This is a genomic window from Tardibacter chloracetimidivorans (assembly GCF_001890385.1).
GTDB classification, from domain to species: domain Bacteria; phylum Pseudomonadota; class Alphaproteobacteria; order Sphingomonadales; family Sphingomonadaceae; genus Tardibacter; species Tardibacter chloracetimidivorans.
The window spans coordinates 810,584-824,895 of record NZ_CP018221.1; the positions used below are offsets into that span (position 1 = coordinate 810,584).

At 64.6% G+C, this 14,312-nt stretch carries 12 protein-coding genes and 2 pseudogenes; 7 read left to right on the plus strand and 7 right to left on the minus strand.

Features of this window, described 5'->3' with window-relative positions; translation table 11 throughout:
- Window positions 1–17: 17 nt before the first annotated feature.
- The 6 genes and pseudogenes from BSL82_RS04170 to traG all read right to left on the minus strand — a co-directional run.
- A complete protein-coding gene (locus BSL82_RS04170; protein WP_072596173.1) occupies window positions 18–365 on the minus strand; it encodes a TrbC/VirB2 family type IV secretion system protein in 348 nt (115 codons plus the stop codon).
- 2 nt (window positions 366–367) lie between these two features.
- A complete protein-coding gene (trbB, locus tag BSL82_RS04175; protein ID WP_072596174.1) occupies window positions 368–1,375 on the minus strand; it encodes a P-type conjugative transfer ATPase TrbB in 1,008 nt (335 codons plus the stop codon).
- Complete coding sequence (locus BSL82_RS04180; RefSeq protein ID WP_072596175.1) at window positions 1,372–1,776, minus strand: CopG family transcriptional regulator; 405 nt, start codon at window positions 1,774–1,776, stop codon at window positions 1,372–1,374. Before BSL82_RS04180 ends, trbB begins: the two co-directional genes overlap by 4 nt.
- A 3-nt stretch (window positions 1,777–1,779) precedes the next feature.
- Complete coding sequence (locus BSL82_RS04185; protein ID WP_083579028.1) at window positions 1,780–2,430, minus strand: type IV secretory system conjugative DNA transfer family protein; 651 nt, start codon at window positions 2,428–2,430, stop codon at window positions 1,780–1,782.
- An 18-nt stretch (window positions 2,431–2,448) separates the two neighbouring features.
- Window positions 2,449–3,471 (minus strand): IS1595 family transposase, encoded by a 1,023-nt coding sequence (locus tag BSL82_RS04190; protein ID WP_048575010.1) that lies wholly within the window; start codon window positions 3,469–3,471, stop codon window positions 2,449–2,451.
- Between the two features lie 114 nt (window positions 3,472–3,585).
- Window positions 3,586–4,959, minus strand: a pseudogene (traG, locus tag BSL82_RS04195) (IncP-type conjugal transfer protein TraG); the annotation flags it as partial.
- 162 nt (window positions 4,960–5,121) lie between these two features.
- Between traG and BSL82_RS04200 the strand changes: the two are divergent.
- From BSL82_RS04200 to BSL82_RS04230, 7 genes and pseudogenes are all read left to right on the plus strand, one after another.
- A complete protein-coding gene (locus BSL82_RS04200) occupies window positions 5,122–5,376 on the plus strand; it encodes a hypothetical protein (protein WP_072596177.1) in 255 nt (84 codons plus the stop codon).
- Between the two features lie 71 nt (window positions 5,377–5,447).
- On the plus strand, window positions 5,448–5,729 hold the full coding sequence (locus tag BSL82_RS04205) for a type II toxin-antitoxin system TacA family antitoxin (protein ID WP_072596178.1): 282 nt from the start codon (window positions 5,448–5,450) through the stop codon (window positions 5,727–5,729).
- A gap of 6 nt (window positions 5,730–5,735) precedes the next feature.
- Complete coding sequence (locus BSL82_RS04210; RefSeq protein WP_072596179.1) at window positions 5,736–6,242, plus strand: GNAT family N-acetyltransferase; 507 nt, start codon at window positions 5,736–5,738, stop codon at window positions 6,240–6,242.
- A gap of 166 nt (window positions 6,243–6,408) precedes the next feature.
- Window positions 6,409–7,929, plus strand: coding sequence for an IS21 family transposase (istA, locus tag BSL82_RS04215; RefSeq protein ID WP_072598586.1), 1,521 nt, complete (start codon window positions 6,409–6,411; stop codon window positions 7,927–7,929).
- Window positions 7,919–8,698 (plus strand): IS21-like element helper ATPase IstB, encoded by a 780-nt coding sequence (istB, locus tag BSL82_RS04220; protein ID WP_072596180.1) that lies wholly within the window; start codon window positions 7,919–7,921, stop codon window positions 8,696–8,698. Before istA ends, istB begins: the two co-directional genes overlap by 11 nt.
- Before the next feature lie 83 nt (window positions 8,699–8,781).
- Window positions 8,782–10,146: pseudogene (locus BSL82_RS04225) on the plus strand (conjugal transfer protein TraH); the annotation flags it as partial.
- A gap of 14 nt (window positions 10,147–10,160) precedes the next feature.
- A complete protein-coding gene (locus BSL82_RS04230) occupies window positions 10,161–13,925 on the plus strand; it encodes a conjugal transfer protein TraG N-terminal domain-containing protein (protein WP_072596181.1) in 3,765 nt (1,254 codons plus the stop codon).
- Here BSL82_RS04230 and BSL82_RS04235 read toward each other — a convergent pair.
- Window positions 13,912–14,241 carry a hypothetical protein gene (locus BSL82_RS04235; protein ID WP_226998612.1) on the minus strand — a complete coding sequence of 110 codons (330 nt, stop codon included), beginning with the start codon at window positions 14,239–14,241 and terminating at the stop codon, window positions 13,912–13,914. The genes BSL82_RS04230 and BSL82_RS04235 overlap by 14 nt on opposite strands.
- Window positions 14,242–14,312 lie beyond the last annotated feature (71 nt).

Sequence of the window (14,312 nt, forward strand, 5' to 3'; positions counted from 1 at the left end):
GTGAGCGCCCGTGCCGTTCACGAGATCAGCGCTCCGCCGCCGAAGCTGAAGAAGCTGAGAAAGAAGCTCGACGCCGCAAACGCGATCGACAGGCCGAACACGATCTGGATCAATCGGCGGAAGCCGCCCGCCGTCTCGCCGAACGCCAGCGTCAGGCCGGTGACAATGATGATGATGACCGCGACAATCTTGGCGACCGGCCCCTGCACCGATTCCAGAACCTGTTGCAGCGGTTCTTCCCAGGGCATGCCGGAGCCGGCGGCCTGGGCGGTTGCCGCGAGCGAGAGGCCAAGGCCGATGGCGCCGCCGGTCAGAAACACGCTCTGGCGATCGGGAACGCGGGCGGAAATACGGGACAGGCGCATGGCTATTCTCCTTGAGGGTCGAGGGTTGGATCAGGGGTGAGGTCGAGGACGGCGTAGCCGCCGTCAGGGTCGAGGCCGGCGACGCCCGCGATCGTTTCGACGCGGCGGGCAAGCCCGCGGCCTGAAATGAACACGATCATGTCGATGGCGTCGGCGATCAGCCGACGCGGCACGGTGACGACCGATTCCTGCACGAGCTGCTCGAGCCGGTAGAGCGCCGACACGGCGCTGTTGGCATGCACCGTCGCGATCCCACCGGGATGTCCGGTGTTCCAGGCTTTGAGCATGTCGAGGGCTTCCTTGCCCCGGACTTCGCCGACGATAATGCGGTCGGGGCGCAGACGCAGCGTCGAGCGTACCAGATCGGCCATGCTGACGCCGCCGACCCCGGTCGCACCGCCGGAGCGCGTGCGCAGGGCGACGACATCGGGGGCGGCGCATTGCAGCTCGCGCGTGTCTTCGATGATCAGCACGCGCTCGTCGAGACGCGCCATTTCCGAAAGCAGCGCATTGGCGAGCGTCGTCTTGCCCGACGAGGTGCCGCCCGCGACGAGGATATTCCGGCGTTCGACCACCGCCATCGACAGGAGCTGCGCGGTCTCGGCCGGCATGATGCCGTCGTGGACATAGTCGAGCAGCGTGTAGATTCTCGCCGCGGGCTTGCGGATCGAGAAGCACGGCGCGAGGCTGACCGGCGGCAGCACGCCCTCGAAGCGCTCCCCGGCCCCTTCTCCATGCGGCGGCAGCTCCGCCGAGACGATCGGCGCCGCGGCATGAACTTCGGTCCGCGCATGCGACGCGACCAGCCGGATGATCCGCTCGACCTGTGCCGGATCGTAGCGCGTGCCGGTATCGACCCGGCCTTCGCCAAGCCGGTCCAGGCGCAAGACGCCGTCCGGATTGAGCATGATCTCGATGACGGCCGGATCGGCGAGCGCGGCGGCGATGGTCGGTCCCATCGCGCTGCGCAGCATCGCGCGGCGGCGCTCGAAGGAAACGGCCTCGCTCATGTGCGCGCGTCCGACGGATCGACGCTATCGAGCGTGCGCTTGCCCGCCGCGATCTGGCGGCCGAGCTGGGCGATGAAGCGGTCGAACCGCTCGTTGCCGGCGGCAAGCGCGGCGGCATCCGCCTCGGGCAGCGGCGCGGTGACGGTGAGCTGATAGCGCACGAACAGCGACAGCGCTTCGAGCACGACTTCGATATCGCGGCGGCACGCACCGATCTCGCGCGAGATGCGGTCCAGCCGGACTTTGAGCAGGTCGTCGACCTGTTTGGTTGCGCGGCGGGCGAGCCAGGTGCCGAGCGCCTCGTTGACGATGCGCGACTTGTTGCCGCCGGGCCGGATGGCGAGCGCATCCAGCGCATCACTCAGTTCGCGGTCGATATAGAGGTTCTGCCGGACCTTCATTGTCTAGAGTCCCGGCAGCAGGTCTTGCCCGCGACCCTGGTTCATGGCGTGGCCGCGCACGAGCGCGGTGCGCACCCGGTCCATCGCGCGCTTATCGGTGGCGGCATCGCTGTCGTCGCGATCGATATCGGGCAGTTCGAGCTGCTTCGCGGGCTCGGCCTTTGCGACCGGCTGTTCGAGGCCGGGATGCCGCTCCTGCTGGAGACCGCCTTCATCGCCGGCTTCCCTGGCGTCGTCGTCCGCCCCGGCCAGCCGGGTATCGGCGCTGCGAACCATGCCGCTCCAGTCGTCGGGGCGCGGCGCGGGCCGATCGGCGAAATCGCCGGGTGCCAGCTCGGGCGCGGGCGCAAGCCGGCTCTGGAAATTGCCGTCCTCGTAATAGCGCAGCTTCTTCGCGCGGATCGGCGACATGCCAGAGACCAGTACCAATTCCTCGGCGGGCGGGAGCTGCATCACCTCGCCCTGGGTCAGCAGCGGGCGCGCGGTCTCCTGCCGGCTGACCATGACGTGCGCGAGCCACGGCGCGAGCCGGTGGCCGGCATAGTTGCGCATCGCCCGCTGCTCGGTCGCGACGCCGAGCGCATCGGAGATGCGGCGGGCCGTCCGTTCGTCGTTGGTGGCGAAGGCGACCCGGACATGGCAGTTGTCGAGGATCGAATCGTGCCTATCCGCTTAAGGCATACACCCACTAGATATGGTATGGTGGGTCCATTGGCCTGAGTAGAGTTCGGCAAAGGTCGGCGCCTCGATATCACTGGCGATCCCGAGGAGGGATCGGAAGGCGTTGAACGGGTAGAAGCGGCGATTGAAGCGGAAAGTGAACTCGTTGAGGTAGGCTTGCAGATGCTTGGTGCTGACGCCGTGGTGGATGCCGTTGAGCCACGCTTTGAGGTTTGAGAACACCAGATGGACGATGGGCAGGAACTCTTCGGACACCTCCGGGTCGCCACACTGGGCGATGGCGTGATGGTCGTAACCGCCGCCCTGCAACCCGCTATAGCCGCTCCAATCATCGGTGATGACCAGCGTTCCCGGCTCGACCGCGCTCTGTACAAAGCCACCAAGGGCACCGGCACTGCGGTCTGCACCGATGGCCAATCGAACCCTTCCGGCATAGCGTCCGTTCCGGCGGCGGTCCTGGCCAGTGCCAGGCTCCCGGTGACGAACTTCGACGGCGGCGACCACCAGCGTTTTGTGGTGGGTTCCCCGGCCTTCGCCGCGCGTTCGCCCGCCGATCCAGGTCTCATCGACCTCGACATGCTGACCGCTCTGCCCGCCGATCCGATCCTGATCGGGGCGCACCATCGCGGCGCGCAGTTTATGGAGCAGGCCAAAGGCCGTCTCGTACCGGGTCAGGCCAAGCTGGCGCTGCAACTGGACGGCAGATATGCCGGTCGTCTGACTCGCAACCAGGTAAGCGGCCCAGAACCACACGCTGAGCGGGATGTGGCTTCGTTCCATGGCCGTGCCGACCATCAGGCCGGTCTGACGGCGACACGAGCGGCACATCAGGATGACAGGCCGAGTGGTGAAACGAAACGGATCGCCGACGACGCCACAGCGTGGGCACGCAAATCCATCAGGCCAGCGAGCTTTTTCAAGCCAGGACGCGCAAGCGCCATCATCCGGGAAAAGCCGCTGGAACTCGGGGAGGGATTTCGGGAACGGCAGCTTGTCGCGGTCAAGAACGTCCACAATCCCCACCCTTTACAACCGCTTTGGGTGGCACCAAGCCGCAGGAAAAGTCAGGCGCGCGCCACAAGGCAGCCACTAGATGTAGTGGGTGTATGCGTCAAGCGGATAGGCACGGATCGAATTATGCTCGCCGTAAGCCTTCTCGATCTGGTTGAGCGATTGTGCGATCAGGAAGGCGCGCACGCCATAGCCGGCCATGAAGGCAAGGCTGGTTTCGAAGAAGTCGAGCCGCCCCAATGCCGGGAATTCGTCGAGCATCATCAGGAGCTGATGCTTGCGGCCTTGGGTGCGGTCGGCATCGAGCTTCTCTGTCAGACGGCGGCCGATCTGGTTGAGCACCAGACGCACCAGCGGCTTGGTGCGGCTGATGTCCGACGGCGGAATGACGAGATAGAGCGAGGCCGGCTGCTTGCCTTCGACCAGATCGGCAATGCGCCAGTCGCAACGCGCGGTGACCTCGGCGACGGTGGGATCGCGGTAGAGGCCGAGGAACGACATGGCGGTCGAGAGCACGCCGGAGCGCTCATTGTCGGACTTGTTGAGCACTTCGCGCGCGGCCGACGCGACGACGGGATGGACGCGCGGCGCATCCGCCGTGCCGAGATGATTGGTCGTCATCATCCGGCGCAGCGTGGCGGTGAACGGGCGCTGCGGATCGGACAGGAACGTCGCGACGCGGGCGAGAGTCTTCTCTTCCTCGGCGTAAAGAACATGGAGGATCGCGCCGACCAAAAGCGAGTGCGATGTTTTTTCCCAGTGATTACGACGCTCGAGCGCCCCTTCCGGGTCGACCAAAATATCGGCGATATTCTGCACGTCGCGGACCTCATGCTCGCCGCGGCGGACCTCGAGCAGGGGGTTATATTTGGCGGAGCGCGGATCGGTGGGGTTGAACAGCAGCGCGTGGCTGAACAGCGCGCGCCAGCCGGCGGTCAACGTCCAGTTCTCGCCTTTGATGTCGTGGATGACCGCCGAGCCAGTCCAGCTCAGCAGCGTCGGAACGACCAGACCGACGCCCTTGCCCGAACGGGTCGGGGCAAACGCCATGACATGCTCGGGACCTTCGTGGCGCAGATAGCGGCCGCGCAGCCGGCCAAGGAAAACGCCAGTGTCGCGGTGCAGGCCGGCGCGGTCGATCTCGCGCGGCGTTGCCCAGCGTGCCGAGCCATAGGTCGTGACATGCCGGGCCTGGCGCGCACGCCACAGCGACCCGGCGATGGCCGCGCCGCAACCAAGGAAGCCGCTCGCGCCAGCAAGCGCGCCGGCCTTGTCGAAGACATGCGGCGCATAAGCGTCGAACGAATACCACCACCAGAAGATCGCCCACGGCCGATAGATTGGCGTGCCAAGCAGGGTGAACCAGGCTTCCCCGAGCTGCGCCTGATAGCCGAGCATCGCGGCGGCCCACTGCGTGGCCGCCCATACGCCTAGACAAACGATCGCGAAAACGACGAGAATCTGGCCGATTAGCAATTTTGTCGGGGTCACTGGTTTGCTCCGGGAAGGACGGTTCGTCCTGACCTGGAAAGACTCCCACCGATCGCCATATGAGCGATAGCGTCTCTACGCCGTCATGCGCCGCATCCCGCCGCCGCGCTACGCGTCATGCGCGGCGATTGACTAAATGTTCCCAATTTGTTCTTTAGACTCATGTCCCGAGTCGCCGATGATATCCTCACCACGCATCTGGAGGTAGCGCTTGCCACCTCGCCCGCTGCCCTGCTCGATGGCCTTGCCGACAATGATGGACGCCGCCGCCATGCCGCGATCGGCGAGATCGCCCGGCAGCTGGTCGACCGGCTGCGCTGTTTCGAGTTTCGGTGCGTGGACAGCGAACGCTGGCCGCAGGATCATCTGTCGTTATTCCCCGAGGACCTCGGACCCATCTCGGGCAGGCGGCCGTGATAGTAAAGGCTCTTGCGGCTTGAGACTTCAGATTGTATATACAGATGCGTTACATTTTGGAGGACTCAGCTATGGCAATGCAGGCGACACGCAAGGAAACGCCGGTTTCCATGCGCTTTCGCGACGACGATCTAGCGGTGATTGATCGGGGCGCTGCGCTGCTTGGTCTGTCCCGTACGGAATTCGTGCGCCGTGCCGCCCTTCACGACGCTCAGCTCGCCATGCTCAACCAGACCGTCGTACGCGTCTCGAGTGAGACCTATGCCGATTTCCTGGCGGCGATCGATGGTCCTGTGCAGCCACTGCCTGCCAAAGCGATCGAGCGCCTTGGTCGAAACGTGTTGCCGGCCTGACTCATCGTGCCGCTCTCGGCTGTCGAGCCGCTTTCCGACGCCCATGATCTCGACGGTTTCGAGTGCGGCAAGCCTGCGCTCGATGAGTGGCTCAGGACATTTGCGCGCGCCAACCAGCGCCAGGATTTCACGCGCGTCATGGTGATCCACGAGGATGGAAAGGTCGTTGGCTACTATGGCCTCGCGCCAAGCGCGGTCGATCCAAGCGCTGCGCCCCGCCGTGTCCGCACCGGCCGGCCGCCCGATCCAATACCTTGTCTGCTGATCGGTCAGATAGCGGTCGACCGCCGCCAGCAGGGGCGCGGGATCGGTTCAATGCTCGTCGCCGATGCCTTTCGGCGCTGCATAGCGGGCGCAGAGATCATTGGTGGCCGCGCCATCGTCGTCCGCGCGATCGACGTCGAAGCGGAGCGCTACTGGCAAAGCTGGGGTTTTGTTCCGGCGCGAGACAATCCGTCGATCCTTATGCGATCGATCGCCGACATCCGCGCCGCGCTGCTGACCTCGCACTGACTGCCATCGCGACGAGCCTTATAGCAGCCGTTGGATCGGCGAGATTGCAACACTGTTGATTTCCGTTGAGAGTTGACCCGGGAGGGGCATAAATTTCCACTGAGAAGTGACCCATGTTCTGACCTTCCCCCTGGCTGATGCGTCGGGGGACATTGGAGTGATCGACATGGCGTTACTGAGCGTAATCCGGCGCTGGCATTTTCGTGAGGGGATGCCGATCCGGGAGATTGAGCGACGGACCGGACTGTCGCGCAACACGATCCGCAAGTACCTTCGGGCGGGCACGGTTGAGCCCAGGTTCAAGGTTCCCGAACGGCCAAGCAAGCTGGACCCGTTCGCAGGGAAGCTGGCGGGTTGGCTGCGGATCGAGGCTGGTCGCTCGCGCAAGCAGCGGCGCACGGTCAAGCAGCTGCACGCCGATCTCGTCGCCCTGGGCTTCGATGGCTCCTACGGACGTGTTGCGGCCTTTGCGCGCAGTTGGAAGGCCGACCGCCAGCGTGATGCCCAGACCAGCGGGCGCGGGACCTTCGTGCCGCTGGTGTTTCAGCCTGGCGAAGCGTTCCAGTTCGACTGGAGCGAGGATTGGGCGATCATTGCCGGCAAGCAGACCAAGCTACAGGTGGCGCACACCAAGCTGTCGCACAGCCGGGCGTTCATCGTCAGGGCCTATCTGCTCCAGACCCACGAGATGCTGTTCGATGCGCTGACGCAGGCGTTCCGGGTGCTGGGCGGTGTGCCGCAGCGCGGGATCTTTGATAACATGAAGACCGCGGTTGATCGGATCGGCAGTGGCAAGGCACGGCAGGTCAACGCCCGGTTCGCGGCGCTGGCCAGCCATTACCTGTTCGAGCCCGAGTTCTGTAACCCGGCCTCGGGGTGGGAGAAGGGGCAGGTCGAGAAGAACGTCCAGGATGCCCGTCGCCGGCTGTGGCAGCCGATACCCAGCTTTGCGGATATCGATGCGCTCAATGCCTGGCTCGAGGAGCAATGCATCGCCCAGTGGAGCCATATCCCCCACGGCGCGCTACCCGGCAGCATCGCCGATATGCATGCCGCGGAGGTCGCCAGCCTGATGCCGCTGGGGCGGCCCTTCGACGGCTTCGTCGAGCATACCAAGCGGGTATCGCCGACCTGCCTCGTAAACTTCGAGCGCAACCGGTACTCAGTGCCGGCCTCCTTCGCCAACCGCCCGGTGAGTCTGCGAGTTTATCCGGACCGTATCGTCATCGCCGCCGAGGGGCGGATCCTGTGCGAGCATGGGCGGATCATCGCCCGCTCACATCATCTGCCGGGACGGATCGTCTATGACTGGCGGCACTATCTGGCGGTGATCCAGCGTAAGCCCGGTGCTTTGCGCAACGGCGCGCCGTTTACCGAGATGCCCGATGCGTTCCGCCAGTTGCAGGGGCATCTTCTCAAGCGCCCGGGCGGCGATAGGGAGATGGTCGAGATACTCTCGCTTGTGCTGCACCACGACGAACAGGCGGTGTTGGGCGCCGTCGAGCTGGCGCTGGAGGGCGGTGTTCCGACCAAGATCCACGTGCTCAACATCCTGCATCGGCTGACCGATGGCAAGGCGCCGCCAGCATCACCGATCGATGCGCCGCAAGCCCTGCGCCTTGCCCAGGAACCGCTCGCCGACGTCGGCCGCTATGATAACCTGCGGGAGCTGCGCCGTGCGTCATGATCCCGCCAGCGCTGCCGTCGAGGTCATGCTGCGCGGTCTCAAGATGTACGGCATGGCCCAGGCAGTGAGCGATCTCATCGCCCAGGGCGCCCCGGCCTTCGATGACGCCGTGCCGATCCTCTCCCAGCTGCTCAAGGCCGAGATGGCGGAACGCGAAGTGCGATCCATCGCCTATCAGATCAAGGCGGCCCGGTTCCCGGCCTACAAGGACCTCGCCGGGTTCGACTTTGCTTCCAGCGAGGTCAATGAAGCCCTGGTCCGCCAGCTCCATCGCGGCGAGTTCATCGACGGCGCCGATAATGTCGTGCTGATCGGCGGCCCCGGCACGGGCAAGACCCACATGGCCACCGCGCTCGGTATCCAGGCCGTGGAACACCACCGCAGGAAGGCCCGGTTCTTCTCCACCGTCGACCTGGTCAACATGCTCGAACAGGAAAAGGCCATGAACAAGGCTGGCCAGCTTGCCGAGCGCCTGCTGCGCCTCGACCTCGTCATCCTCGATGAGCTTGGATACCTGCCGTTCAGCCCGTCAGGCGGCGCCCTGCTGTTCCACTTGCTCTCCAAGCTCTACGAGCAGACCAGCGTGATCATCACCACCAACCTCAGCTTCAGCGAATGGGCTGGCGTGTTCGGCGATGCCAAGATGACCACCGCGCTGCTCGACCGGCTCACCCACCACTGCCACATCCTGGAAACCGGCAACGACAGCTTCCGGTTCAGGGCGAGTTCTGCCGCACCCAAAACCAGAAAGGAAAAATCACCAGCTTGACCCACATCCCGCAACGCGGGAGACACACATCCACCAGGGTCACTTCTCGATGAAAATCCCGGGTCAACTCTCAACGGAAATCAACAACTACTCCCGCTTCCGCGCAAAGCTGGGCCGAGAGCTGGTTCGACAATGTGACATACACGTCGCCGGGCAGTTTCGAGGATCAGACCCGTGGCTATATCACGGCAGGCGGCATGTCGGGCCGGGTCGACTTCCACAACGACTATCTGATGAGCGTCACGCTGCCAAAAATCCGCGCGGGATGCGGCGGTATCGACATGTTCCTCGGCGGCATGTCGTTCCTTGACCCGGACTATCTCGTTCAGAAGCTCGAAAGCATCCTCCAGGCCGCGCCCGCCGTCGCATTCCAGTATCTGCTCGAAACGCTCGACGAGAAGATGGGCAACATCATCTCGAAGATGGAGGCGGCCACGAATTTTCTTAATTCTATCCAGGTGAATGACTGCCGGCTTGCCAATCGCATGGTGCAGATCGCCAAGGGTGACGACAACATGTCGGGCATTATTGAGGAGATGACCGGCTACAAGTCGGTGCGCGCGGGCTTCTCCAAGAGCTATCAGCAGAGCCGCGAGAAGATCCAGGCCAATCAGGGCAATCCCACGGAAGACCTCAAGGATGCGCTGGAGAACTGCCCCGCCGAAGTCACCGAGATATTCAAGACCGGCTCGCTGCTGGCGCACGCCGCCGCGCGTGTCGGCGCGTCTGACTGGGCCGGCGTCATGCGCGCCCGCGTCGGGGACGTCTATATGCGCTGGGATGCGACCGACAAGGTGCCGATCTTCTCAGCCATACCTGCCTGCCCGCGCCAGGACACCGAAAGCGTCGACGATTTTCTGACCGGCAAGGTCCAGTCTCGCACACTGTCGGTTCCGCCGAAATCGGCGGACTGCTCGGTGGACGGTAATGGCAAGGGTGCTCTCATCCTTGCACGTACTCGAATGGAATCGATCGCCATCAAGATCCGCACGCGCGCGGCGTTGACGCCGGAGGAACGGCAGTTCGTCGCCAATGTCCGCACGCTTCCCGTCTATCGGCTGCTCGAATGGGGCGTGCGCCAGGGCATGGTCGAGAGCGTGATCGGTGATACCGACGAACTGGTGGCGCTGACGCTCGCCTATCAGATGCTCAACGACCTCACGCGCAGCATCGATTTCGCCGTGTCGAACGCCGAGCGCGGCGCGAGCGCGGCGGGTGCCAGCGACGCGGGCAATGCCAAGGTCTGCCAGACTCGCATCCTCTCCAAGGGGATCGAGCAGCTCGGGGACCTTCGAGACGAGGTGCTGCGCCAGCGCGCGCAGATGCGTCAGTCCTATATGGCCGCGCTCAACCAGGCGAACCTCTCGGCGAACTATGCCGGCGTCGTTCGCCAGCGCGACCGTGATGCGCGCGACGCCGCCGGCGCTGCCGCCAACCGCAACCGCTGAGCGAGGGCCACGCCATGATCCGCATCCTTCGCGCCCTGTCAGTCCTGATCGCGCTTTTCGCGGCCGCGCCCGCATTCGCGATCGACACCAGCTTCCATACCTATGACGGCTTTGCCGAGACCGTGGACGCCTTCCGCCTGGTCTCGATGATCTTCGGCGATCCGCGCTACGAGACGCTGGTGCTGATCGTCGCGGCGGTCGGCATCGGCCTGGGCGTCCTGCTCGCCAGTATTCGCGGCTCGGGCATGGGGCTGGTCGGGTTCGGATTCCAGATGTTGATCGGCGTCGGCCTGTTCGTCGGCATGGTGGCGACGACGGGCACGGTCCATGTCTATGACCGCGTCCGCAACGCCTATCAGCCGGTAGGCGATGTCCCCAACCTCATCGTGCTGGTCGCGGGCATGACCAACATGATGGAGCGCGCGCTTGCCGAGGTGATCGACGATAATACGACCGATCCTCATGCGAAACTCGAGTTCGGCGCGGGTGGCCACACGTTCGATCTCTTCCTCAATGCCGCAAGCCCACGCGGTCCTATGACCGACACTTTCCTCGACGCGACGATCAAGGACTATGTCCGCCAATGCTATCCGGTGGCGCGGGTCTCGCCCGCCTATGGCGTCGACGATGACATGCTGTTTCGCACCGCGACCGATCTGCCCGCCGCCTTTGCGGGCATGGCGGGGCCCGCGACCTTCAGCACGGTATTCACCTCGACCGACAAGGGCGGCACGACGGTCAGTTGCAACGAGGCCTGGGAGCATATCTCGACGCGGCTCTCCGAGCCCACGCTGTTCGACAACTATGTCGCACAGGTCTGCACGCGCACCGGATACGACATCACCAATACCACTCAGCTTCAGCGCTGCCGCTCGAACATCGGCGAGCTGGGTCAGATGATGATGGACACCCCGCAGTCGCTTCAGCAATTCCTGACCAACGTCATGCTCGGCAGCACTGTCGGCGACGTGCTGTTCGAAGATAGCCCCGCGACCGCCGCCCGCGTCATGGCCAACCGCGCCGTCGTCTCATCCGGCCTTGCCACCATGTCGACCGCCAATGAGTGGATGCCGACCATCCGCGCTACGGTGTTCGGAATCATGCTGTTCATGATGCCGATCGCGCTCCTGTTCATCCTGACCCCCATCAACCTGCGCGTCGCCAGCTTCACGCTCGGCCTGTTCGTGTTCGTGGCGCTGTGGGGCGTGATTGATGCCGGGATATATCAGTTGACGCTCGGCCGCGCGACCGATGTGCTGGCCGAGATGCGCGCAAACAATGTCGCCGCGAACGCATGGATGCTCGCACCCTCCTCAGCGATGAAAGCGCTGGCGATCTTCGGCAGCTTTCGCACTGCCGCGGCGGGATTGGCTGGCGCGTTCGTATTCACCGTGTTCCGGTTCAGCGGCAATGTTTTCACGTCGTTCACCTCCGGCGCGCTCGGCGTCCAGGGCCAGGGGACGGCGGCAGCCGCACCGCTCGCGACCAGCGAGGGCTATGCCGGTGCGCTCGAAACGCAGGCAGCAGCGGCCGGCACCATGGCGCGGCGCGGTGCGGCTTCGAACTTCGGGGATTTCGGGGAGCGCACGACCTTCGGCGCCAACCGGGCGTTCGGCGCCGCGAGCCGCGTGCTCGCCGTACATGGCGGCGGCGCGAACGGGACGGCCGCCTTTGGCATGGGCGGGCTCGATGCCGGGCGCGAGCTCGGCGGGCTATCTCCTGCGCTCACCGGCCGCAGTCTTACCGATCCCGCGACGATGCGCGCCGTGCGCGACAATGCGACCACGTCGGCGATCCACAATTTCGCGGAGAAGGATGCGCTCCGTGCTCTCGGCACGGGCTACTTCGGACAGGGCCAGGCTGGCGAAAGTGCCTTTGCCGCCTTCGCGCAGAGGATGGTCCAGTGGAAGGCATTCGGTGATACGCGCGCCTTCGACATGATGATGTCCGGCGCTCAGCGGCATTTTGAGCGGAACGGCTATGACCAGAAGGACGCGGCGCTGAAAGCCTCAACGGTGATCGCGCAGGCCTCGGCCGATCCGACCTTCGCCAAGCTGATCGCCAATACGTTCGATCAGGAGCAGATGCTGAGGAACGATCTGACGGCAGCGCAGGTGCAGGTTGGCGCGATGGAAGGCCGCCGGGATTTCGCGGGCGACAATGTCGCTCGCATTGAACGCGGCAATGTCGCAACCGAACAGGCGCACCGGACGGGCAGCAACGAGGGCCAGCGCAACGCCTCCGCCATGCTCGGTCTCCCCGTTCAAGAAACCTCGCGCCGCATCGCCTTCATCAACGCCCTCTCGGGCGAAGCCCGCTCCACCGCCATCTCCCAGCTCTCCCGCGCAACGGGCCGCAACGAAGCGCAAGTCATGCGGGCGCTGGAAACCTACAATGCCGCCGCGCAGGTCGGCACTGCCGATGGAGCAACCGCCGAGGCGGCGCGCGAAGGCACCAGCGTCTATGGCCGCACGCGCGAGGCGGCAGGGTACGATTTCGCCGAGCGGTCGGGCAAACTCGATGCCCAGCGCGAGGTCGGTCACGACGGCACGCGATCCGCCGCGCGGATCGGCGAGCAGCGGCGGCAAGCCGACAACGCGGGGTTCGCGGAAGGCGCGGCGGCGGCCGGCATGTCGGTGCGGCAGGCGGCGCGGCTCGACAGCTTTATCCGCACCTTGAGCCAAGGCGCCGGCAACCAGGTCGACATGGCCGAAGGCGGCGCGGCAGGCATCGCCGATCGTGCCCGCAACGAGCGTCTCACCCGCATCGTCGAGAATGAGCGCCTGACCCGCATGCAGCAATTGCTGGGCGAGCACGGCGTGCAGATGTCGAAGCGGCAGATCGCCATGGCGCAGAATGGCGACCTCAGCCTCAATCTGACGCCAGAGACCGCGGCCCAGATGTGGCGGGGCGGGCTCATCAACGAAAGCCAGCTCGGCGCCATCGCAAATGGTGGGCGTGCCCGCTTTTCATTCGCCGACAACGACGTCCTTGTTTCGAGTTCGGTCGGGTTGTCAGCACGCAATGACACCAGCACGCGCTTCGAAGCCGGCAAACAGGCCGGGCCGGATACGATCGAGCATTTCCTGAGCGGCGGCGAGCAAGGGCAGGCCATGATGCAGAACTGGCTTCGCGGCGGGTTCGAGATGGATCGCCACGGCAACTGGCGACTCAATCCGCAGGTTGCGGATACGCTGACCAGGGACGTGCAGGCGATCATCGCGCAGACCGGATGGCAGCGCGGGCTATCGCGGTCCGCGCAGGATCAGACAACCATGGGCACGTCGCTCGGTGCCCACCTCGGAGGGAGTGTCGACACACACGAATCCGAAGCCATTGGAGGTCGCGGACAACCCAGCGGAAAAGGGCAGCAATCGAGCCAAACCCCAACCACCCAAAAGGGTCGCTCCACTACGGGACGGGTTGGCGCCAGCCTGGGCTTCGAGAGCCGTGATGTCGGAATCACGACGGAGAATGCTCAATCGAGTCTCGATATAGTGAACTACGACGTGCGCGAAGCGATTGCGGCATCCGAGCGTGCAGCTGCACGATCCAATGATCCCGCAGCAGCCTTCTCCCGGGAACTGTCAGACCGTATCCTTGGTCCGAACGGCATGCGTAACCGCTACCTTCAGGATGCGGATTCCGGACGAGCGACATTCGATATCACCGGCCCGCTGACTTCCATCGAGCAGAACTCAGTGCTGAAAGGTGGAAGGTTCTCGGTCGATTTGGATAACAGCCCCGGCGATGGAGACAGCAGCTTCAAAAAACGCTGATACGAGCGCCATTGTTGGGACTTATCGGATTGCCGATGTATAGCGCCCCGGACCGTGGATCGTGAATATCGCTGCCAGCACGGAGAGCTTCCATGGCCCGATCATGGTCCTCCCACACCCGGGTAATGTTGGCCCGTGCGTCATCGGATAGCGGAACACCGTCACCCTGCGGCGAAAACGCTGCCAACCAATGCTGCACATAGCCGATGCCCAACACCATGAGCGCGGTCATCGGGAAGAACAGGACATTGAGAAAACCGGGGAGCGCGCTGTCGTAAAAGGCTTCGAGCGGCGCGACCTTGGTGGAAACCGCCATGCCGATCCACCAGACCGGGATCGCGGCCCACCATGCCTTCGCATACCACGGACGCCACAGCCAATCGGCTA

Coding starts and splice junctions, on each gene's coding strand:
- BSL82_RS04235 (WP_226998612.1), bottom strand. CDS start 14,241: ATGGCGGTTTCCACCAAGGTCGCGCCGCTCGAAGCCTTTTACGACAGC.
- BSL82_RS04230 (WP_072596181.1), top strand. CDS start 10,161: ATGATCCGCATCCTTCGCGCCCTGTCAGTCCTGATCGCGCTTTTCGCG.
- BSL82_RS04200 (WP_072596177.1), top strand. CDS start 5,122: ATGTCCCGAGTCGCCGATGATATCCTCACCACGCATCTGGAGGTAGCG.
- BSL82_RS04170 (WP_072596173.1), bottom strand. CDS start 365: ATGCGCCTGTCCCGTATTTCCGCCCGCGTTCCCGATCGCCAGAGCGTG.
- trbB (WP_072596174.1), bottom strand. CDS start 1,375: ATGAGCGAGGCCGTTTCCTTCGAGCGCCGCCGCGCGATGCTGCGCAGC.
- BSL82_RS04205 (WP_072596178.1), top strand. CDS start 5,448: ATGGCAATGCAGGCGACACGCAAGGAAACGCCGGTTTCCATGCGCTTT.
- BSL82_RS04180 (WP_072596175.1), bottom strand. CDS start 1,776: ATGAAGGTCCGGCAGAACCTCTATATCGACCGCGAACTGAGTGATGCG.
- istA (WP_072598586.1), top strand. CDS start 6,409: ATGGCGTTACTGAGCGTAATCCGGCGCTGGCATTTTCGTGAGGGGATG.